The sequence below is a fragment of the Stieleria sp. JC731 genome, assembly GCF_020966635.1.
Taxonomy (GTDB): domain Bacteria; phylum Planctomycetota; class Planctomycetia; order Pirellulales; family Pirellulaceae; genus Stieleria.
This window is the reverse complement of sequence record NZ_JAJKFQ010000011.1, coordinates 353,433-377,063: the sequence shown is the minus strand read 5'-3', so window position 1 is coordinate 377,063 and position 23,631 is coordinate 353,433. Positions and strand designations below refer to the sequence as shown.

Annotated in this window: 13 protein-coding genes; 2 read left to right on the top strand and 11 right to left on the bottom strand. The window is 52.8% G+C overall.

Features of this window, described 5'->3' with window-relative positions; translation table 11 throughout:
- Nucleotides 1–213 precede the first annotated feature (213 nt).
- Nucleotides 214–1,236, top strand: coding sequence for a methyl-accepting chemotaxis protein (locus LOC67_RS18345; protein WP_230264140.1), 1,023 nt, complete (start codon nucleotides 214–216; stop codon nucleotides 1,234–1,236).
- A gap of 782 nt (nucleotides 1,237–2,018) precedes the next feature.
- Here LOC67_RS18345 and LOC67_RS18340 read toward each other — a convergent pair.
- From LOC67_RS18340 to LOC67_RS18290, 11 genes are all read right to left on the bottom strand, one after another.
- The gene (locus LOC67_RS18340; protein WP_230264138.1) at nucleotides 2,019–3,995 is read right to left on the bottom strand and encodes an SHD1 domain-containing protein; all 1,977 of its coding nucleotides are present in this window, start codon (nucleotides 3,993–3,995) and stop codon (nucleotides 2,019–2,021) included.
- Nucleotides 3,996–4,145: 150 nt separating this feature from the next.
- Nucleotides 4,146–5,834 (bottom strand): ArnT family glycosyltransferase, encoded by a 1,689-nt coding sequence (locus tag LOC67_RS18335; protein WP_230264136.1) that lies wholly within the window; start codon nucleotides 5,832–5,834, stop codon nucleotides 4,146–4,148.
- Nucleotides 5,835–5,973: 139 nt separating this feature from the next.
- Nucleotides 5,974–9,474: an efflux RND transporter permease subunit gene (locus tag LOC67_RS18330; RefSeq protein WP_315861067.1), complete on the bottom strand. Its 3,501-nt coding sequence runs from the start codon at nucleotides 9,472–9,474 to the stop codon at nucleotides 5,974–5,976.
- Nucleotides 9,446–11,446 (bottom strand): efflux RND transporter periplasmic adaptor subunit, encoded by a 2,001-nt coding sequence (locus LOC67_RS18325; RefSeq protein ID WP_230264135.1) that lies wholly within the window; start codon nucleotides 11,444–11,446, stop codon nucleotides 9,446–9,448. The genes LOC67_RS18330 and LOC67_RS18325 overlap by 29 nt, the downstream gene beginning before the upstream one ends.
- Before the next feature lie 162 nt (nucleotides 11,447–11,608).
- On the bottom strand, nucleotides 11,609–11,974 hold the full coding sequence (locus LOC67_RS18320; RefSeq protein ID WP_230264134.1) for a hypothetical protein: 366 nt from the start codon (nucleotides 11,972–11,974) through the stop codon (nucleotides 11,609–11,611).
- A gap of 498 nt (nucleotides 11,975–12,472) precedes the next feature.
- A complete protein-coding gene (locus tag LOC67_RS18315) occupies nucleotides 12,473–12,712 on the bottom strand; it encodes a hypothetical protein (RefSeq protein WP_230264133.1) in 240 nt (79 codons plus the stop codon).
- A gap of 269 nt (nucleotides 12,713–12,981) precedes the next feature.
- On the bottom strand, nucleotides 12,982–14,583 hold the full coding sequence (locus tag LOC67_RS18310) for a TolC family protein (protein ID WP_230264132.1): 1,602 nt from the start codon (nucleotides 14,581–14,583) through the stop codon (nucleotides 12,982–12,984).
- A 410-nt stretch (nucleotides 14,584–14,993) separates the two neighbouring features.
- Nucleotides 14,994–15,473, bottom strand: coding sequence for a transposase (locus LOC67_RS18305; protein ID WP_230264131.1), 480 nt, complete (start codon nucleotides 15,471–15,473; stop codon nucleotides 14,994–14,996).
- A 555-nt stretch (nucleotides 15,474–16,028) separates the two neighbouring features.
- Nucleotides 16,029–17,489 (bottom strand): tetratricopeptide repeat protein, encoded by a 1,461-nt coding sequence (locus LOC67_RS18300; protein ID WP_230264129.1) that lies wholly within the window; start codon nucleotides 17,487–17,489, stop codon nucleotides 16,029–16,031.
- A gap of 37 nt (nucleotides 17,490–17,526) precedes the next feature.
- On the bottom strand, nucleotides 17,527–18,699 hold the full coding sequence (locus LOC67_RS27640) for a multiheme c-type cytochrome (protein ID WP_230264128.1): 1,173 nt from the start codon (nucleotides 18,697–18,699) through the stop codon (nucleotides 17,527–17,529).
- A gap of 334 nt (nucleotides 18,700–19,033) precedes the next feature.
- Nucleotides 19,034–20,317 carry a DUF1559 domain-containing protein gene (locus tag LOC67_RS18290; protein WP_230264127.1) on the bottom strand — a complete coding sequence of 428 codons (1,284 nt, stop codon included), beginning with the start codon at nucleotides 20,315–20,317 and terminating at the stop codon, nucleotides 19,034–19,036.
- Nucleotides 20,318–20,666: 349 nt separating this feature from the next.
- Between LOC67_RS18290 and LOC67_RS18285 the strand changes: the two genes are divergently transcribed.
- Entirely contained in the window at nucleotides 20,667–23,528 is a 2,862-nt protein-coding gene (locus LOC67_RS18285; RefSeq protein WP_230264126.1) for an FG-GAP-like repeat-containing protein, read from the top strand.
- Nucleotides 23,529–23,631: the final 103 nt, after the last annotated feature.

The following is a 23,631-nucleotide window of genomic DNA, read 5'->3' as shown; positions in this document are numbered from 1 at the left end:
GTCGGTTACATGACAGCTTTTTACGCATAAAGACAAATGAGGGACAACCGACTCCGTGCGTTGGCGTCAATCATCGTTGGCAACCGATAGCCCTTGAAAAGACGCAAAATCCCCGCGAGATCGACGAGGAATTTCCTTCACCCAGTAAACCGCATTCTAGCGTTCGGCATTGCGAGGACTGACAACTACAGAAACGCTGGGACAGCACGGGACATGTTTCTTGTCAAAAAACGCCAAGTCATCCATGACGCTGATTTGGTTGAAGAGACAAACAACGATCGTTTAATCGAGATCTTGAAGAACGAAAATCTCCAGCTTCGTGCGGGGTTGTCGAATATTCAGTCGGGATTGGCGGACGCTGTTTCAGTCAATATTCAAAACATCGAAAACTGCCGTCGAATTGAAGAGAACTGCTCACAACTGGCGCATGAATCTGAATCGATCCGCTCAGCGACAGATGAATTCTCAAACGCAGTGACGGACATGCGTTCGCTTGTCGAACAAACCGATCGGCAACTGATCGGAATGCGGATGTTCGTCGAATTGATTGAAGACGTTGCATGCCAAACCAACCTCTTGGCATTAAACGCGACGATCGAAGCGGCACGAGCAGGTGAAGCCGGCAAAGGGTTTGCGGTAGTCGCTGGCGAAGTTAAAAACCTATCCAGTCAAACCAGTAGCGCGGTTAAGAATATCGCCACATCGATCGAACAGATTCTAGAAAAATCAACGGTTGTTGCTGATCGTGTGCGAGAACTCGATGAGCGGAGCGATCATATTCGCGATACCGTTTCACACCTCAATGACCGTGTCCTTCAGACCAACAAAGGCAACGTCGAATCGACGATTCAGGTATCAGCCGCGAACGATATCGTCTTTATGAGTCTGGCGAAGCTGGACCACATCGTTTGGAAAGTCAACACGTATCTAAGTGTTCTCGAAGGAGAGCCCATCTTCGACTTTGTCGACTGCCACAATTGCCGACTCGGCAAGTGGTATTACGACGGGGAAGGGCAAGCGACATTCTCGTCGACGTTCTCCTATAAAAAGCTCGAAGCACCACACGCTCAGGTTCATCAAGGTACGAAGCGAGTATTTGAACTTCTTTCCACTCCAATTTCGACAGACGATCCATCAATCGCCGATGCTCTTGAGGACATGGAAGTTGGAAGCAGTCAAGTCATCAGTGTCTTGGATCAAATCCTGACCGAGAAGCGGGCAAAGAAGTCCTATTGAGCGCTGCCGACGAATCGAACTTCAAAGAGTTCGATAGTTGATCGTCCGCAGAACGATGTATCCATTCTCGTGAGAAGCTCCTGCCTCGCATCAAAGGTCCCACAGGTTCCGCCCGCAGAAAGGCAACAACCATACAACCGTCGCTAGCGCGATTACGGCTCAGGTTAGTTTGTGATGCTGATCCGTTATCGCACTAGCGACGGTTGATGAAACTCTGCACTGTTAGTCACCTAACCGCGGCTAACGCCGTACGGCTCATACCGGATTCAAACTGAGCCGTTATCGCGCTAGCGACGGTTGATGAAACTTGGCACTGTTAGTCACCTAACCGCGGCTAACGCCGTGCGGCTCATACAAGATCCAAACTGAGCCGTTGTCGCGCTAGCGGTGGTTGATGAAACTCTGCACTGTTAGCCACTTAACCGCGGCTAGCGCCGTACGGCTCATAGCGGATTCGAACTGAGCCGTTATCGCGCTAGCGACGGTTGATGAAACTCTGCACTGCCAATCACTTAACCGCGGCTAACGCCGTGCGGCTCATACCAAATTCAAACTGAACCGTTATCGGGCTAGCGACGGTTGATGAAACTCTGCAGTATTAGTCACCTAACCGCGGCGAACGCCGGGCGGCTCATACCAGACTCAAACTGAGCCGTTATCGCGCTAGCGACGGTTGATGAAATTCTGCAGTGTTAATCACCTAACCGCGGCTAACGCCGCACGGCTCAGAGTTTCAAACAATCGACATATGCACGCCCAGGCACCTTCCCCAACAAGACTCATCACTTCGAATCCACAATCCCTTGCATCGTAAACTTCGACACCATCAGGGCATTTTGCTGATTGCCGCTGCCGTTGCTGGTCGGTTTTTGAAGCAATTTTGGCAAGGGAATCGACTTGAAGAATCCGACGTTGGGTGACCGACCAAGCTCATCGAGTTTCTCTTGAATCGATTGCCCACGCTTCGTCATCAACACGCCGGGGATGTTGCTTGACGATCGGCTCCAAACCTTTTCTCCGTTGAAGCGAATCTCAACCGTTGTCGTGTACTTGTTCGCGATATAGGCCCCTCTGGCGATATACGAAACCGCTTCCTGAACCGGACCAGTGACCGCCGCTTTGATTTGCAAATTCGCTGATTTTGCAAACCGGTATCCGGCGGTACCGATCGCCTCTCGGAGACCACTCTCGGCTTCGGCGCGATAGGCTGCGGGCACGTCGGACACATCCAACGAAACCTGGACTCCCGGGTACATCAAAAATACGCTGGGATCATCAACAGCCTGTTTCAACATCGTCTCCGCTTCTGGATGCGGAAGTTTTAAAGGAACGATTCTTCCGCCGCGGTCGGACAAAATGCCAACGAACGCCAGGCCCCCGACCGTTTCAATCGACGCCGCGTCCTTGTAGTCGCAAAGCGTGATGCGCGATGGTATGTGGAACAACAGGTGATTATTTAGCAGCGCATAGTCATCGGCAGGGTACCCCAAACCATTCGGTGACAAGGGTGCTCCGCCAGCAGTTGCGTACTCATCTAAAGTCTTACCATCGACCAGATCGATCACTCGCAAATGATTGACGTACGAAATCAACATTCGCTCACCAGTCGGATTCAAACGGATTTTCGTCCAGCCCATCCGTGGCTCACCTTCCAACGTCAATGAACCTTTGACGTCACCAGTCAGAGGGTCGACATGCAGCAATCGACGTTCATTGAGAACGAACATCTGCTGATGATCCACGGTCATCGTGATCGCGCGGTTTTGCGATAGTTGAAAATGCCATTGTGGGCTTAAGGTCCCAAGATCAAAACACGCCAAGTGCCCATTGTCGGCGAGCAAGATGATCCGGTTGTTTGCGATTGGAAACGCCTGCGAAACCTGGGCGTTCACAGTTTTGCCGAACGCCTTTTTCTCACTTGGAAATGGAATCCAGATGCCCGATCGAGCGATCTTGGTACCGTTGAACTTCCAAAGCTGTAGTTGATCTCCTGTTTCATATCCCTCGCGTTCACGCCCAGTCCCTTGCATCAGAACAGTCTCGCCGTCTTGCAGGACCGCTAGCGGGCACATATTGCAAGTGACCAATTCGCTGTTCCGAGACTGTCCCGTCTTTAGATCTACCAGCGAGATGCGACTGACATGTTCCGGAGTACTGAAGGTCCAGGTGTACCCAGCAACGCAAGTTCCGTTGACCGGATTGACCTGCAGTCGCCTCATGCCCTCGAAAAAGTTTTTCTTCTCAGGCACAGACGCGGGTTTCGGCTCGAAACTAAGCGTGTTTTCAACGGGCTGGTAGGTCCACTGCTGATCGCCGAAACCTTCGTCAAGTTCTTTCACTCCGGTCCAACGGACTTCTGGCGGATTCCCCCAGACAGCGAGCCCCGTGGTGGCCTCGTTCGAATTGTCTGCGGAACCAGATACCGTTTGTGGTGGCGTTGAAGAAGGTCGGCTGGCAGAGGGCTGTAGCGTCGTCTTGGAATCTTCCGCCACCATTTCGAAAGGATTTTCAAGTCCCCGAAGGTACTGCTGGTCCGATGGACTTAGCCGATCCAGCGGCACTTTTACCGTCTGACCGTCAGTTCGCTTTAGAAATACGGTACCGTCTTTGACCTCGATCAATGTCGCCGGCAACTTGAATCGCCCGCTCGAATCCGCCCAAGTTCTCACCTCTTGAGCCGCACTCTCGCGGGCGCCGAGCGTGAAGGTCACTAGCAATACAACGGAAATCCAAATTGCACTTTTCATAATGGAACGCATGCTCGCACCAACCGTTCGACCGAAGATCTGAGTCAATATGAAATAGAGACTCGTATTCTACTTGTTCGATTCACCCGTGGGTTGAATCCTGATCCATGTTCTTGTTCGGGACAGCGGATTTGTCGAACAACGTACAAAGTGTGCCTCGAATCAATTGATTGCTTCAGGTTTTTTGAGCGTCGAATCTTTCAGCTGAATTAGCGGCACAAACAAGTCGACGTAGCAATTTTGCGGCGAAGCTTGTGAACCAAATTGCTTGACAAACATGGCTTCGTAGTGATTGGCCCAATCGCCATCGTCGCCCTCCCAAGCCAACAACAAGCAATCATAGTGCAATTCTTCATCGCCCCACATTCCTTCACGATTTGCACAAAGGATCGTCGGCCGTCCGCTCAAGTAAACATCAAAGACATAGCTGACATCGACGTAACAGACCGCACCTTGCGGTATCTGTTCAAGCACCTCTGCTATGAATCGCTGGCCGTGATAACGTGGGTCTTTCCAATGGGTGACATAGGTTAGCCAGGTTCGAAAACCTCCCCCGGGCAAAACGATCGCGATGCATAACACCAAACCGATTGACGTTACCGCATAAACTTTACCAGCCACATGCTGCTGTTCTGACCTCAGTGCAAGCACACGATGAACAACTTCATCCAGGGCGATCGCTCCGAATAGCATGCACCAAATGAACGCATAGAGCCAATACAGTTGGCTTGGATGGCGTCCGGCAGCAGTGGCGGTCAAAAACAAGCTTGACCATGCATAGAATGTTGCCACGATAAAGATTTGCAGCCGCTTGGGTTGTCGTTGTTCGAAGCTTGTCTCCGTATCGTGCACCCCCGCATCTTCGCCAATAGCCTCTGTTGGTTTCGTTAGCACAGGAACAGTCCTAAAACGCCGAGCGACATAGACCGTTCCGAAGATGATCGCCAGAAGTAACGCCGACAGCTGAATCGGGCCTAACAACTCCCAAAGCAATCCCGTGTGATGCGTCAACGATGGGAATGGCCAGAGCATTCTTGCGAACAGACCTGGCCCAGCACGATCCAAGACATTGGACATGAACTGCGACCGGAACTCATACGTGTACTTTGCGATATAGGGCAGCCAAGGCGAAATGCCGACTAGTGATGCTAAGCCGAATGTCACCAATCGGATAAACATTCGCTTGATACCTCCACCCAAAAACAGCAACGCTATACCAGCCTGCATCGCGAAAACGATCGCCAAAGGATGGCAGAGTCCGGCAAGTCCACAACTGAGTCCCGCAAAGGCAACTGAAAGGTATCGACGTCTCGTTGAAACGTCCGCCGTGGTCTGGGTGATACGGTCAGTGGCAACGAATTCGGTCGCGAGGATCAACGAACACAACAGTCCGAAGAAGATACAGAGGACGTCGGGACGAGACGTCAATCCGGCAAACATCAACGGACGTGAAAGGGCAATAACGAACAGCAGCATGCTCAAGACAAAGTCGCCGACTTCGAAAAGCTTTGCCAATCGAAAAGCGATCACGATGATTCCGATCGCCGCCAAGAATGTCGGTATTCGAGCCGTCGGATACCCCGCTTCAAATATTCCGAAAAACGGTGCCTGCGCAAACGCCAATCCAGGTGGCAATGCCATCAAGCAGACATCGGCGTTCTCAAAGAAAGACGATCGGATCCTCGTTGGAAGGTATGGGATCCGTGGAACGCCTTCATTCCACATGGTGTAGCCTGGAATCGCAAACCACTGCTCGTCTTGAATTCCTGGATGATGCTCCAGAATGGGGTAGCGGAAAACAACAAACAGCAGAATCGCCACCAAGAGAATCAAGCGAGGCTTGGTCAGCATGAAATCAAGTCCGGCAACGGTCGGGATCACAAATACACATTGGAATCAGCCAAGGTTAACTCACCCTTGGCTCCCTTCAATCCCACTCCGCATGGGGTTTTGCGATTGTCGCGACCCACTCCGCCTCCAGCCGGTAAATTCAATCATCCGCTCGTTCCGGATCGACCGCTTGCCAATGTCGATCATCCAGCCCCAAGTTCATCTCAAGCTCCTTGAACCCTGCGAATAAGACGGGCACAACGAATAAGGTCAACAACTCGACCGCCATACCGCCGATGACCGGCCAAGCCATCGCCTTTGCGACATCAGATCCTCGGCCTGTCGAATAGATCACTGGCATCAATGCGATGATGGTTGTAAACGTTGTCATCAGGCAAGGGCGAATCCGTTTACAACCGGCTTCGATCGTTGCCTTGCGAATATCGCTAACGCTTGCCAACCGTTTTCTTGTGAACACTTGGTCCAGATACGTTGCCATCACGACCCCGTCGTCGACGGCGATCCCAAACAAAGCGATAAACCCGATCCAGACAGCGGTATTGATCTCGACCGCATTCAAAGCCAGAAAGATCATTCCGCCTGCGAACGCCACCGGGATTCCCGCGAAGACCGTGATCGCGATCGGCAAATGCCGAAATTGCAAATAGATGATAAACAGGTTGATAAGAATCACCATCGGAATCACCCACATCAATCGCTCATTCGCTTCGATCTGGTTCTGAAACGAACCGACTGCCTTCAATGCGTAGCCGGTAGGCAGCTTCAAGGTTTGGTCATTCTGAGCATTGCGCAGTGACTGCTCGACGGCTTGAACCGTTTCCAAGTCACCAGTGATTCCGGAGGGCGAAAATGAAACATGGGCGACCAGCCTCGCGTCTTCGCTATTGATTACACCAGGCCCCCAAGTCGTCTGCATCGAAGCTAAGTTCGAAAGAGGCACAACGCTTCCTGAATGTGTCACAACCGGAAGATTTTTCAGTTCGTCAAGCTGTTCCCGCAGGTGCCGTTCATATCGAATGCGAACCGGATATCGTTCACGTCCTTCGACCGTTTTCGTGACATTGCTTCCCCCTAAAGCAGTCTCGATAATCTGATTGACCATATTGGTCGACATGCTGTAGCGGGCGGCCGCATCACGATCGACATCAAATTCGACATAAGGTTTCCCAAGCACAATATCTGGGTTAACCGTCCCGGCTTGGACCTGCGGTACTTTTTTTAGATGTTCGGCAACATCCAGTGAGGCTTGGGCCAGACCATCTAAACTATCACCATAGATGCGAATCGCCATCGAAGCCTTGATGCCGCTTTGCAGCATCACAACACGGCCCTCGATAGGCTGAAGGGGTGAAGCCGGTGTGACCCCGGGCAGAGTCGCCACGCTATTGATCTGTTCCCAAATGTCTGTGCCAGTGATGCCGCTTCGCCACTGATCACGTGGCTTTAACATCACATACGTTTCGATCATCGCTGTGGGCGCCGGGTCAAGTGCCGAATCGACTCGACCGATCTTGCCCAACACGTCTGCAACTTCGGGGATTTCTTTGATCAGTGCGTCCTGAGTCTGAAGCACCTCCATGGCCTGTGAAAAACTCGCTGCGGGATACAAAGTTGGCATGTAAAACCAACTTCCTTCGTCGAGTGCGATCCAATCGTCTGATTCCAAACCGGTGAAAAAGTGTTTGAATTCGACATAACCAGGGACACCATTGAAGTCGGCCCCAAGGTATCCGCCGACTTTTTCGATCGGTCGCAGCACAGGCCCCAAACCGATCCATGCACCGATGCCCAATAGCGTGGTCATGATTGGCAACGCAAGAAAAAGTCCTTTCCGTGCCAAAAAGAACCCAAGGGTTGGACGGTACAGCATCAACACCAATTGGCTTACAGGGTTTTGATCAACCGGGCAAAGTCGTTCTCCCAAGATCCAGTACCCCAGCCCACCACCAACTAGGGCCGCGACACCATAAATCAAAAACTCCCGAGCATCTGAAATTGCGTCCCCACGGATCATCACTGCAACAAAGACACCGGCAATCGCAAATCCGAGTGCCCCGAAGACCCGAGCTTTTTTGGATAGCTGATTGGATTTCAAAAACAGTCGACTCAGCAGCGGAACGATGGCTACCGCGACAAGCAGGGCCGCCAACAGTGAAAAAGTCTTCGTCCATGCGAGCGGCGCGAACAGCTTGTAGTCACGACCGGTCAGCATAAAGACGGGCAAGAAACTGATCACAGTTGTTAGAACCGCAGTGACCACTGCAGGAGCGACTTCGCTTGCCGATCGATTGATCAATTCAATTCGCTTTTCCTGTCCTCCGGCGCGACCATCGGCCTCCCATCTCGCAAGTCGATCATAGATGGACTCTGAAACGATGATGCCCATGTCGACCATCGTTCCGATCGCGATCGCGATCCCCGCCAGTGACATAATGTTGGCATCAATGCCGAACAGGTACATTCCGATGAAGGCCAACAGCACTGCGATCGGCAGCGTCAATGCGACGACGATGCTTGCACGAAGGTGTAGCAAAAACACCAGAATGACAGCCGCGGTGATTAGAACCTCTTGTGTCAAAGCTTCGGTAAGCGTGCCGATAGTCTCGTGAATCAGTCCCGTTCGGTCATAAACAATGTTGATCTTCACCCCACCTAAACTGGGTTCGATTTGAGCGATCTTTTGCTTAACCCGTTCGATCACATCTCGAGGATTTTCCCCGAAACGCATCACCACGACTCCGCCAACGGCCTCAACTCCGTTTAGATCGATTGCGCCACGCCGAAATTCCGGTCCCAGTTGGACTTGCCCGATATCCTGGATTCGCAGCGGTATCCCATCACGCGAACGGACGACCGTCTGCTCGATATCCTTGATCGCTTGCCCGGTTTCTTCGCCTGATCCGAGAAACCCTCGTCCTCGGATGATGAACTCCATGCCGCCCGATTCAACCGTCTTTGCTCCGACATCCAGATTCGAACTTTTCACCGCATCAACCAATTGGTCTAGCGGAATGTTGTGAAACCGGAGTTTATCTGGATCAACCTCAATCTGATATTGCCGTATATGCCCTCCGACACTCGCCACTTCGCTAACGCCGGGAACCGCTTGCAGCTCATACTTGACGACGAAGTCTTGAATACTTCGCAAGTCTGCCAGGTTGGTCTCATCGGTTGGTGTTAGTGTGTAGTACAGAACCTGCCCAAGCCCGGTCGCATCGGGTCCCAAAACTGGTGAGACGCCATCGGGTAATTTCTCAGCAACCGTCCCCAGTTGCTCAACCACACGTGAGCGCGCCCAGTAAAAGTCCGTCGAATCGCTAAAGGTCACTTGAACAAAGCTGTAACCGAACAGACTCTTCCCTCGAACCGATTCGGCTTCAGGGACTGCCAGCAAGGCAACCGATAGCGGATACGTCACCTGGTCTTCGATATCTTTTGGCGAACGGCCTGGCCATGCGGTGAAAACGATGACTTGGTTTTCACCCACGTTGGGAATTGCATCGATCGAGACATTCTTCGCAGAATGAATTCCAAACCCAACCGCCACCGAGATGAGTACGGCCATGACCAACGGTTCGCGGACGCAGAACGCAATGAGGGATCGCAACATCTCATTGGTCCCCTTGGGCGGGAGTGTCATCAACAAGCGTTTGTTGATCCGGCGAAATGGTACGGACCAATTCACCGCACCGCAGCATTTCGCTGCCCCAGTAAGGATTGCTCAACAAATCGTTGTCTTGCAACCAATCACCTTCGCCCTGCTTGACCATCGGGCAGAAAAACTGATGGAACGGTTGCTTCGCCGACTCACCTCGCGCGATAGTCGCAAGGCGAACCACCGCATGGCTTATAGGCTTAAACTTTTGGCGAGCCTCATCAATCTTGTGGTGATGTAAATGGGCAACGGGATCTAGTGTAGATTCGATGAGGTTCAGGACGTCATCATCAAGTTGATCGGCTTGAAGCAACGCATTGGCAACGTCTTGGTACTGCTTGACTTGATTTTCGGTCGGTCGTTTGTCGGCCGCGAAGGCTTGTTGGATTCCGAAGTAAGCTTGAAACAACTCTTCGAGTTTTGCCCCTGTTTCGCCGTTGACGACAGAAACATTGATATCGTCGAATTGTAGTGGCGTGTTGCGGATGGATTGTTTTTTGATCGCCCGTGTCGGATCGATCAGACTGGGCTTTCCGGCCAATTGCATTTGGGAATCGATCAAGAAGTTCCCTGAGGTTGCGACGCTTTCACTGACTTTGAGCCCGTCAACGATGACAACCTCATCCTTGAGAATCGGACCGACTTTCACACTGCGAATTTCAAATCGTCCGGGTTCGGTCTCGACATAGACGACGCTGTATTCCCCCGCCATCAACAACGCCGTACGAGGTATGGTTAATGATTCGGTCTGTTCAACTGGATCACTGCTGTACCCGTATCGCGAAGTCGGAACCAACTCCATCCCGCAAATAGGACAAGTCCCAGGCTGGTCCTGAATGATTTGCGGATGCATCGGACTGATCCACTTGTCCGCCAACTCCGCATCGTAAACATCACCTTTAGGACCGATCGGGATCTCGATGGTTGCCTCGGCATAATCGCCGGGTCGCAATTCGCCATTCGCGTTTTTAAATTCAACACGAACACCAACCGTCCTATTGGACGGGTCGACTTCCGGATCGACAAATGCCACACGTCCCTGCAGTGTTTTTCCTGGCATCGAATTTAGCTCAGCTTTCACAACTTGGCCGAACCGGATTTTTGCCGCATCCGCTGGGTACAGTTCCAACATCAACCAGACAGTGGAAAGATTCGCGACCCGGTAAATCGGCTCACCGGCTTTCGTATACATTCCCTCCTCTGCCAACTTTTCGATCACCGTCCCACCGATCGGCGCATAAATCGTCAGCCGAGACTTTGCCTCTTTGTTTTTTTCAAGATCCAGCAGCTGTTGTTCGCTTAAGCCGAGCTCGATTAGTCGCTGTCTCGCGTTGCGAACGAGCTTGTCCTGTGTCTCGCGCACCGATTGAAGTGCCGAGCCGACCAGCTTGCTCTGTGATTCAATTGCCTCAAGATACTCAACCTGCGCCGCGTAGAGCTGCGGACTGTAGATCACCGCCAGATGATCATTCGGTTCGACGAAGACCCCGGTGTAGTCTGCGAACAACCGTTCGATTCGACCGTCCACATAAGATGCGATTGTCGCTTTTCGACTTTCGTCAATCCGAATCGAGCCAATCGTCCGGATCGTGGAAATGACTGGATGCGAAACGACCGGAGCGGTTTGGATGTTGGCGACACGACGCTGTGCCGGCTCGATTTGGATCGCGAAATCATCGCCTCCTGAAGACGCGGTCGCTGCGGGGACCAGTGCCATCCCGCAAATGGGGCAGCGTCCCTCGCCTTCTTGACGAATCTGTGGATGCATCGGACATGTGTAGATCTGCTGTCCGCTGCCGGCACTGGTACTGTTGCCGGATCCCATTCCGCTGCTAAGCCAGCCGATCCGCTGTGCAAGCCCCAGAACAACAATCAGCAATACGCCTGCAAAGAAGAACGCGCCGACATTGCCGACACGACGGAGCCACCACGACAGTTTTCGTGGCTGAAGCTTCACGCGGCCTTCGAAGTCCGCTGATTTTGAATCGCTCGACATCGATCCTGTACCAACATAATCACAATGAGAAGACGAGTGACTGACTGAGAGAATCAGCATTTGGACCGTGCCGAAACGTGCCCCAGTCAGCCACCCAATTCGAAATGCTCAACCGAGATGAACTTAATCAGGAAGCTTCGTGTTCCCCGTGTTCGTTTCACCGTGATCATGATCGCTATGGTCGTGATCAGCTTCACCTTCGCTTTTAGCTTCCGCAGCAGCGAACTTCGCTTCCTTCTCTTCTTCGGTGAGAGCTTCCCACTTCTCATCGCATCCGTCACAGCAGAACCCGATCGTCTTTCCGTTCCACTCCACGGTGCCTCCATCGGCGGAAACTTTGCCGCCCATCATTGGGCAATATTCATTGTCGGTGGACACCATTGTGACATCGGGTGCATCATCGACCGCAGTCGGTTCCGGAGTCGACTGTTTACATCCGACGAAGGCTGCGGCGAGAGCCATCATCAACGAGAATTTCAAAGCGCGCATGAGTAAACCCTTTTGTTAAATAGGTAGGTTCAGAAACGAGAAACCTGGCTTAAATGGTCAGGTATGGAATCAGACTGAATTGACAGTTCAGAACACTCGTTCGGAGGGATCTTTACGGATACACCCTCGACGATTGCGATGAACTATCGCTGGCAAACAATGCTGGCGTCATAGCGAGACGCATCAAGAAGGGATATTGGCTATGTTCGCCAAACACCTAACACAATTTGCTTGTGATGACGTGTTAGCTCTTCACTGGATAACCAGGGCCCATGAGATGAAACCGATACCGATGCGATGGTAATCGCAGTGGCTTCATTCGCAGCGGAAACCAAGTCCAGCCAACACTGTAGTGTAGCCCCGGGACCGTCATTTGAATTTGGGATCACGGGGGTCTTCGATGCCGAATGGCTGCAACGGCAACCGAGCTGGACACCTAAATTTTCACTTTGCCCATCCGCCGAATCGACTCCTGAGCCACACTCAGAGGAATCGGACTCAGACCGCTTCGCGTCGCAATGTGGACATGATGGATGCGTTTCGGATATCAGCTCCGAACAGCAACAACAATTTGCGTGTTCCGAAAATGCTTGGCTGAAAGACGTCTGACACCCACAACCGATCGCGACCTGAGGACAGACCGATTGCACCAGCAGCATCGCTACTGTCATCCAAACGGCTGTTTTCTGGAATTGACGAAACAAAGTCGTAATCGGAAAAGAGAATCAACGTCGACAAAAACGAAACTATCGCCCCCGTATCAGTGGGGTGTAAGCTCACATCTGCACCTCTCACGTCACACAGTCAGATGATTTTAGACGGCAGGTCAAGCGGATCCACTGGTTGGCACTCGAAAGAGATTTAAGTGAAAACCGCGCGGGAACGAGAGCGTGCTGGTGTCAAGTTTACCCCGAATTTCCGTTCCAGGCCATGCGGTTTTCAGGCACCCGGAATTTCGGTCTCGGCAAGCCACTGGCCGAAACACATGACTTCCACGGGCTCGACGACTAGAGATCGATCCCCGCCGCCTGCCTCAATTTGGCGTTCGCGATTGCCAACTCACCGACCGCTTGATGATACCCCAGTTCCAACAAAAGCAAGGTTCGATAGTCACTGATCACACGATCGAAGTCAGCTTTCCCGTTCGCAAATAGCTGCTGATTAGCAGCCAAGGCCTGTTGAGCTTGCGGGATGATTGTGGTTTTGTAGAGCGAAGCGGTTTCGTTCGCCCGACTGGCTTCGGCCTTAAGCTGGACGATCAAGGAATCGTACCGATCGATCAATTCTTCAACACCAGCGTGTGCCGCTTGGTGTTTCCAACCTGCTTCGTTTGCGATAGCGTCATACTTTTCACGGCAGATTGGCAAGCTCATCTGCAAACCGATCGACCAAGGGTCTTCGCCAACATTGACCACCGGCGACGCCGGGCGGTTGTCATCGGTCATGAAGTAGTTCGCCGACACCATGAACTCGGGACGCCGACTGAGTCTTGCGACTTCCACGCCCCAGCGGCTGGCCTGAACTCGATATCGTGCCGCATGAATTTCGGGCTGATGCGCCAAAGCGATTTGGTGAATGGTTGCCGAATCGTCTTTGATAGGCTGAACTTCTAAGGCGTCCACCGAACGGATCGGCACCCCGGCGTTTCTACCTATCGAACGATTGATCTCGGCTTCCGTTACACGCCGCTGTTTGCTCAGCAGCAACAATCGTTCTTCCAGCTTGGACATCTCGACAGTGCCAAGCAGGATCTCACCTTGCGTTGACGTTCCGACAGCGAAACCGGCGTTCGCAACATCAATCAGCGACTGTAGCAATTGTTGATTGGCCTTTGTCGTTTCAATTTGCTTGTCAATAACGTACAAGCGAAACCAACCCGTACGAACTCGAGCGACAACGTCCAACCGCGCGGCTTGATATTCTGAATGAATCGCCAATGCGCGCAAACATTCCTGCTGTTGCTGCGCATTTAACTTTGCGAGCCAGGGAATCGCTTGGCTGACGCTAAGGTTGGCACGCTGTGATCCTGCTGCAGTCTCAAGCGGTCGGCCGAAGATATTCGTTCCAATTCGAGGGTCGGGCAACTTGTCGACGTAGCGAGATTTGGCAACCGCGGAAAGATATTCACGATGAAGTTTCGTAAGCGTCGGATTCTCTTGGACCGCAATCGCAACCAACGAGTCCACCGAATCATTCTGCTGTGTAATTTCAAGGGAAGGATCCGCTTCGACAGCAGTGGAACTGGCGACCAAGTCCCCCAATGACTCGAAATCGACTTGTTGAATAGGTTTCCCCGATTCCGTCGGCGTACTGGGTAACTGAGAAACGGCCGGAGTCGCCGTCAGCGTGGTCTTTGCATGCGTCTCATCTGTTCGCGCCACACCAATCGGGGTCGTACTGAGCGCCGGTTGCTCTATAACCGCAGAGTATTTCCGAGCCAAGATGGTTGTCGGATTTGCGCAGCCCGCGACGAATCCGACACCGATGATTGCCGTTGCGAAAGAAGAGTGTATTGACGCCCGCATGATCCAACCTGTCTCCATACATTGATCAACACCACGCACTGAGATCTCGATGCGTGGGGAAGATTCGATTGCGGCACGGTCCACCTGAGTCATCGGCCAGACGAACAAACGACTCTCAAAAGCTTCGAAACGTTGCGACCGAACCCTGACGCCTCGTAGCGATTATGCGGACTAAGAAATGATTGACGTCCACCCTGTTCGCAGAGCAGGGCGGACGACAAATCAGCCGCAACGCGCCAGCATGCGGTTTGTGTTGACACGACTGCAGTAACCGCAGGCTGGCGCCAAGCGGCTGATGGCGAAAACCGATGATCGTGCTGCGTCTATCAGCCGCAACCCGCGAGCGTGCGGTTCCACCTGACACCACTGCAGTAACCGCAGGCTGGCGCCAAGCGGTTGATCGCATGTTCGGCCACAATCATCAGCCGCAACGCGCAAGCGTGCGGTTCCATCTGACACGACTGCAGTAACCGCAGTCGGACCAGGCAGCAGTTTTATTGTTTGTCCTTCGCATCTTGAACTTCGCCCGCATATGACACGACAGTTGCTAAATCATCTTCTGAATTAACGCATTGCCAGTCACCACCGCGGCTCCAAACCGGTCGTTTTTGGAATCTCGCATCATTTACGCGCAGCAACCGCGTGCAGTAGGCCTTCAACTGATCTCGGACTCTCGCCCCACTGCAATTCGTCGCGGAGACCACGGCATGCACATGATTGGTTCGTGAGTTAGCCACCCACAGTTTCCAGCCTCGCTGCCTGCAATGACGTTCGATGGTTTCAGCGACGACAAGGCGATGGTGATCATTCAGCAGCATAACGTCATACTGCAACCGTTCCCGTCTCCAGTTGGATAGCATTGGTTGTGGTGTTTCATGCCCGCCACGAAATCGACGCCATCCGCGTTCGTCACCCTGCAGCCATGTGCCATAGACCGTCCAGGTGATGAAATAGGCAAGTGGATCATCATTCATAATTCGAGCGAATATACCATTATTTAGCATCAAATCCCAAGGTAGTAACCTCAGGCTGGCGCCAAGCGGCTGATGGTGGAAACCCATGATCGTGCTGCGTCTATCAGCCGCAACGCGCGAGCGTGCGGTTCTGGTTGATGCGGCAGGTAGTAACCGCAGGCTTGCGCCAAGCGGCTGATGGTGGAAACCCATGATCGTGCTACACATATCAGCCGCAACGCGGGAGCGTGCGGTTCCGGTTGATGTGGCAGGCGGTAACCGCAGGCTGGCGCCAAGCGGCTGATGGCGAAAACCGATGATCGTGCTGCGTATATCAGCCGCAACGCGCGAGCGTGCGGTTCTGGTTGATGCGGTTGTGGTAACCGCAGGCTGGCGCCAAGCGGCTGATGGTGAAAACCGATGATCGTGCTGCGTCTATCAGCCGCAACCCGCGAGCGTGCGGTTCTGGTTGATGCGGCAGGTAGTAACCGCAGGCTGGCACCAAGCGGCTGATGGTAAGAGGCAACCGCTGGTCAGTGCGCCAGGCGACTGATCGAGCCAGTCAACTGAGCAGGATTACTGGACCGAATTGGGTTCTGCAGAGAGAGCCTCTAAATCGACGCCGCACTTGATGAATGATTCTGACGCGGATGCATTTCCGGATGCTAACACCTGCTGGCGTTGCTTGTTAATTTCCTGCAGTAGAGCCATCGCTTGTTGACTTGAAAGTTCCCCTGCAGACTGCGCGTAAACGGCCTGCATCGCCTTCCAAGCTGCAGCTTCTAGAGGGCGCTGGAGCATATCGAGACTGTCAATCAACGCATCGAAGTCAGCGTTGTCGCGCTTGTCTGTCGACGCCATTGCGGCACCAAGCTGCTGTGTTTTTTGGATGGTTTGTGAACGTTTCGATGCTTCCTGAGCCGGTTTCGATAAATCCAGTTGACTTAACGATTCACTTAGCTTTTCGTACGCGGCCCAATCGGTTTGATCGATCCGTACACATTCGCAAAAAGCCTTCACTGAATCTTCGGGAAGATCGCGATGGGATTGTAACACTCCCAATGCGAACCATCCGTCCGCCGTCGTTGGTTGCGCTGCCACGCTTTGAGACAACGTTTCTGCCCAAGCATTCAGCTGTTCGAATTCGCCTTGCTGAGCTAGAACTCGAACGAACAACTCTTGTTCATGAACGTTTCGATCGACCACCTCATCCAACAACTGACGCGCGGCCTGCCAATCTCCCTTTGCGATTGCAAACCTTGCGGCGCCCAGCGGTCCGACCGGCTCCAGTTCGTCATCGGTTTGCTCACCTTGAAACGGATGCAAACCGATTAGCAACGCACGTAATTCAACCTCCTCAATATTGCCCGCTCGACAAAGTTGGTTCAATAAATCAAACGCTTCGATACGACGTCCTTGACGAAGATACAATCCGGCAAGCATTCGTCGAACAAGTGTCCCGTCATCCACTTCTTCGAGCAATGTTTTCAGTCGGTCTTCGGCTTGTTGCCACTGGCCGTACATCAACATCCATTCTGCAGTTTGCCCTAGGATAGGCAGTCTCGCTTCTGGGCTGGTGAGCACCATCTTGTCCAACATCTGGATCGCTTCGGGAAACCGCTTTCGCTCCGCCAAAATCCGGGCCATCAAAAAGTTTGTGTGTGGATCTTCCGACTGCAAACGCTTTGCTTTCCGGATCAACTGAAAAGCCGAATTGGTATCGCCTCTTTGCAATGCCTCCATCGCGGCATCTTGTAGTGCGATCGGATCCATCGGCTTTGGCGAGGCAGCAAAGTCCTTCGCGTGGCTGGTTTCGTTTGACGCTGCGGGTTGCTGGACTTCAGCGTGGCTTTCAACCGCATCACTCGACTGCGGCGACTGCCTTTCTGCGATTGTTGGCGAAGCCGGTTCAGGTGCTTGAACTTGCTGATCTAGCGGCTCTGATTTTTGCGAACAGCCAACCGCCAGAATTAGAAATTGGCAGATCAGAACGATACCGAATGTCACACCGGTGGATCGGTTACTTGCCAAACTCATGTTTTGACGCACTTGTACGACGCATGTTGGTGACACACTACTGTTCATCGTGGACCCGAATCCAATGGTCATGAAAACCGACATGCAATCCGGGCAATTCTAAAGCCGGCATGTGACACTCGATGCAGCCGGACTTTGGAGACACCGGGCAAGCGACATGATCGGATTCAGACTGCTGGTGACACGCAATACAGTTCTGTTCGTGCTCCTGTTTGCTGACCTCATGAACCGATTGATGAGGATTGTGACAGGTCGAACACGTGAGTTGACCGCCTGATTGCAAATAGCACTCACTTCGTAGGATTCCGACAGGCTGGAACCGAACCAATTCGTCGGGGTATTCACGAATCTTTTTCGTTGAAATCGTCGCCGGCAAGCGATGACAATCCCCGCAAAGCTGGATTTCGGATTCGACATCCCAATCCTCTTTGCCGACAGAAAACTTGGGTGGATTGTCCATCTGCTTGGCGAGTCGGACGTGTTCGCTGGCGGGACCATGACACTTTTCACAATTGACGTTCGCAACCAACCCGTTGACGGTCTGGTTCTCGATTTCGCCCTGCGTCGTGTGACAATAAACGCACTTTCGCATGACGATGCCTTCATGCATCAGTCCAAAGAATTCTCCTGGTATTCGAGGTGTACCTGGGTCTTCCTGAGGAGTTGGCGCAAGATCATTCAAAGCTTTAAACCACGAGGCGCGATGTTCAATCGCGATCGTTTGGCCATCCTGTCCAGGTATCAAAGAAAGCAGCGTGATTGCACCCTTGGTTGATCCCAAGGCGTAATCCAATCGAAATCTTCGATCACCAAATTTGTCGGGGATCGTGACGTACAAACCTTCTCCATCAACATCGTAGTGATAAGTGCCGTACGGCTGACCGGCATCATAGGTCTTGCCACGAAACAGTTCGGCAATCTCTGGATCGGCGGCTAAGGCAAAGGTCGACTTATGGCCGTGGTGCTGATGAAGTTCGTAGTTGCTTTGGTGGCATTCCTTGCAGACTTCTCGCCCAACATAAGTTGGTACAAGTGTGTCGGCATTAGCGGATGCCTGCGGCGTTGCCTCTATAGCTGGCAAGGCCTCTGTCGCTGGCAAGGATGGTACGTCACTCGGTGCCGAACGCCTTTCCTCAGCTAAAAAAGGAATTTGGACGAAAGCGCCGATTAAAAAAAGAAAGAACAACGGCAAGATCAGAACGCGTCTCACGAACACTCCCTAGTTCGGTTCGAGCAAACGACTGGCAACCCAACGACGGATGAAAAAGCTCAAATCGTGCTTTTCGCTCCTGCCATTCATTGTAGCGAGATAGACGAAGACACAGACCTTCAATCCATAGCAACTGAAGATCAATTCATCACGTCTAGAATGCAGGTTAAACGGCAATGCGTTTCTGCCATCTTTCAGATCAGGGAAGCGAGCTGCCCGCATGTGAAATCGCAGGCAATCAGATCAATGCCAACACCTAAGATCACGAAAAAGGCCTCGCCCACAGAAACTGCGAGCGAGGCCATGCGACTTTTCAAATCAATGTAGAGGCAGACTACAGTTGCTCTTCGATGGTCTCACGACCACGACGGCTTCCGAGTGCACCCCAAACACCAAATGGGCTTGGCTTACCAACTCGCCAAGGCTCGTCTGGGCTACGTGGTGGTTCGCTGTGCGAACCGATGCAGGCCGCACGTTGGTCACCAGCTTCGATGGAGTCGGTGATGAATGTTACCGCTCCGTCGCCCATCAGGATGTGGACGCCACCTTGGTGACGGCTACTTGGTGGGCACAGGCCGACGTTGTCGTACCAGTGTGCTTCACACATTTCGCTGTTGGGTGGACGAATGGTGTGCATCCCGGTCATGGTGAACGCGGCCCAAGCCCAGTTCATACCACGACCAGCTTCACCGTCCATGTATCGAGCCGGTGCGGTACATCCGGTCGAACCGTTGTCACACCAGAACGATGGTGACTCTGGATCGATCCATCCGCGGTCGACACATTCCATCGGATTGTTTTCAACAACCCAACTTTGGATTACAGCAGCAAGAGCACTTCGCTTGTCACGGTCACCAAGGTCAGTGATGATTTCACCACCGGCAATGGTGTTGGATAGTCCGTCAAGCATGTCACGGAACTTGGTGGATTTCTTACGTGAGAAGAAACCACGATCCGAAGCGTTGAAGAACTTTGCACGCCAAGCGTCACCTGGTGACAGGTCAGCGTTCTTGTGCCCGTGATCCCAGACTTGGTTGTAGGAGTCACCCAAGCTGACGGCGTAGTTCGTACGACCACCTGCTGGAGTTCCCTGACCTGGGTCACTAGGGCAACGCAAAGTTGGGATTTCAGTCGACCATGGGATAAACCGACGTGATTCGCCGCCTTCGCGGTCCAATCGTGGGTTCGGTCCCATCGAAGTCCAGTGTCCCAACGTTCCTGCTGCACGTGGCAATGGTGCATTGTTAAGCGTCCTGGTGCCCGGCTGGACAATGTTGTCCCAAAGGCCTTGCTGCTCCAAGAATGGCATCATCCCAACGAAAGCACTGAGCTCTTCGTTGTTCGTCGTGGTGGAACCTTCCCACCATGACGTGTTGCCATCAAGACGTCCCAAGCCAGTACCACCGTTCTGACGTGGAAGCTCTTTGTAAGCAGAATGGTAATTATGCATTGCCAAACCAATCTGCTTAAAGTTGTTGCTACAACTCATCCGCCGAGCGGCTTCCCGAGCCGCCTGGACAGCTGGTAGGAGCAACCCTACCAAAATTCCAATAATTGCGATGACGACAAGTAGCTCCACAAGCGTGAAACCATTTGCCCCCTTCTTTCCTCGTACCATTACAAATCTCCCGGAAAATAAGTGGAACGAATGCAGAACCCCGCAAAATAATGGGGCATTGCCCCAATGCTGGCACGGCACCCCTCAATATATGCTCATAGGGGATTAATCACACGCTAATGGGTGGCCAAACCAGCAAAAATCCGGTAATTGTTCAGTTAATTCCGAGAAGCAGCCATTGACGATGCCCATGACACCCCCCAGAAGAACCGCGATTTCACCGTTTACGGCTGCTTTCGTGGCGGCGCTGTGTTGTTCAACCGGATGTGGGCCTCAATCAGCGTCTAAGGCCCCAAACAGCTCCGTTGCGCAGGAGGATACTGCAGAGAACGATGATGCTGAACGATTGATGCGGTTAGCGATTGCGAACCAGCAGTGGGAGACGGCCGAACGGTACTCCCGCAAAGCATTGATTGAAAATCCAAATGATCCTGAGCTTCTAAAACTGACTGCAGGTGTACTGGCGTTCCTGGATCGGAAAAGCGAAGCCGCACAGATGCTTGTCGAAGCAGCACGCCAGTCCAATTTGGAGCCAGCAGGTGTCGTTGATACCGCGATCGCCGGTTTGATGGACGTTGGCGAGATCTACGCGTCGATTGAGCTACTGGAAGAATCCGTCGAGGCTTTTCCCAAACGTGATCAACACCGCCAGATCTTGATCGGGTTTTACAACGAAGCCCAACGCACCGAAGCGATCCCAAAACATCTCCGTATCCTGATCCAAGATCGCCACTTCACGCTGCCACTGCTGCTGTCAACGACGGAAACGTCGTCACGCAGGCTTTCGGAAAAGTCATCCGAACGATTGCTGCAGCGCAACCCCGCCGACCATCGGGTGCGATTGTCAGAAGCATTCCTGCACCTCTACCGCCGCGAATTTGCAAAAGCTTCCGAAGTTCTCGAAGACATCCTTCAACATCACCCTGACTTCTCGCCTGCCCATGCGATGTACGGCCAATCGCTTGTAGGCGAACTTCGCTGGGACGAACTGAACGACTGGTATTCAGCCGCGCCGGTCGAATCAACTCGATACGCGGATTACTGGCTGACACTTGGCGACTACATGCAGTATTCAGGCAAGACCGCCGAGGCGACTCGCGCCTACTGGGAAGCTTCCCAGCGCGATCCCAACCGTGGTCTCGCATGGAACCGCTTAAAGCAAGCTGCACAACAGTTCCAAAGTCAGTCCGACCAAACGATCGGCGATGGCGACCTTGACGTGATTACGGAACATGCCGAAAAGCTACTCGCCATCCGCGACTCCTTTAACGACTTTACCGGTGGCGGTTCCAAGAGCCAACTTGCCGCCGTTATTGTCGCGAAAAACCTTTTCGATGCCGGGCGAGTCTGGGAGGCAGAAGCATGGTCTGCAATCGCATCCACACTTAAAGAGAACCCCGCCGAGTCAGAACTGACAAACCTTCGCAGCAAAGTTATCGCGTCGCTCCGCGAAGACCAACGATGGATTGCCAAACAAAATCCGGCATTGCAACTCGACTTTAGCTCTTTGCCCTCGCCAAAAATCGATCGCTTCCAAAATCCGACGGTCAATCGATTGGTACCGAACCAGACTTCACACGACCATGTACGGCTTGTCGAAAGCGGAATCGCATGGAACCTTTCAGGAGTTGGCGACCAAAATGATCCGAGCGATCCCAAGCTTGCACCACTGATTCGCTCGACAGGTGCAGGGGGAGGAGCGATCGATTTTGACCTCGATGGCCTCTGTGATCTTGCTGTAATCAACGCAGGGGGAACGATGCTTCAAGCTGATTCTCATCCAAACAGTTTGCATCGAAATACTGGCAAACAGTTTACCGATGTCAGTGATGCGGCAGGATTCAGCGACACACACTTTGGACAAGGCATTGCGGTCGGTGACTTTAACGAAGATGGCTTTCCCGATGTCTTCGTTGCCAATCTCGGCACGAACCTTCTTTACCGAAATAACGGCGACGGAAGTTTCACCGATTGCTCGTCCTTGCTGGATCAATCGACACCAATCCAGTGGTCAACTTCGGCGGCATTTACCGATATCAACCGAGACGGTATCAGCGACCTGATCGTTACTCAGTACTGTGCCACAGTCCCTGAACTGGACCAAGCCTGCCCAAACAAACAAGGTGTTCCCGGCCCCTGTCATCCAATGGTTTTCGCAGGGGACCATGATCAGTTTTTCTTGGGTACAGCCGATGCAAGCTTCGCAAATGTCACCAATGATCTGATCAGCCAGGGGCCGCCAGGGCGGGGACTCGGCATCCTAGCCGGCATGTTGGATGGGAAGCGATTGGGAATCTATGTCGCCAACGACATGACGCGGAATTTCTACTATGAACTTCCTGATTCGCCGACGGATGCAGTGGCGAATCAGGAAGCCATCGATGACCGGGCAACTGCAAGTGGCCTTGCGGTTGACGGTCGGTCTCTAGCCCAAGCATCGATGGGAATCGCGGCCAGTGATTTTGATCACGACGGCGATTTGGATTTGTATGTCACCGGTTTTGGACGTGAATACAACATCTACTACGAACAGATCGTACCTGGGCTTTGGCGTGACGAAACGGCAAAACTGGGCCTTGTTAAACCCACACTTGAATTCGTTGCCTTCGGATCACAAGCGATCGATTTAGACAATGACGGACTCGATGAAATCATTGTGACCAACGGCAACATCGGCCAGTTTTCCGAACCCGGTGCGGACCGCTACGCTCAGCCGCTGCAAATTTTTCGACGTGGCGGCGAAGGTTCCTTCGAAACCATCAGCGACGACCAATGGGGCAGCTACTTTAAGACCGATCATGTGGGGCGGGCAATGTTGACAGCGGACTTCAATCGCGATGGGCTTTGTGATTTGGCGATCACCCACACCCGCGAACGCATCGGTCTGTTGGTCAATCAGTCGAAAACGGATCAACATCGTATCGGATTGCAATTACGCGGCAGCCATTGCAGTCGAAACGCGATCGGCGCAGTTGTCCGGTTCAAAGTTGAAGGCAAGTCACGGACGCTTTGGCAGCTTTCTGGAAATGGCTACCTCTGCGCTAACGAAGACATCTTGCTTGCTGGTCTCGGCGATGCGGTACAGATCGAAGACGTCACCGTCACTTGGCCAGATAGCGAAATCGAAAGCTTTGGCACACTGAAGGCGGATCAACTGCACCTGATCATTCAAAACAGCGGCGAAGCATACGAATTGCAGTCCTACCAATAACTTGGCCAAGGGGTTTGTGGATCAAGCCCGAAGTTCGGTGTTGTAGAGCAGGGGAACGATTGTGCCAGATGCTGCCCGCGGTTATGGTCTTGGCCTTTATCGC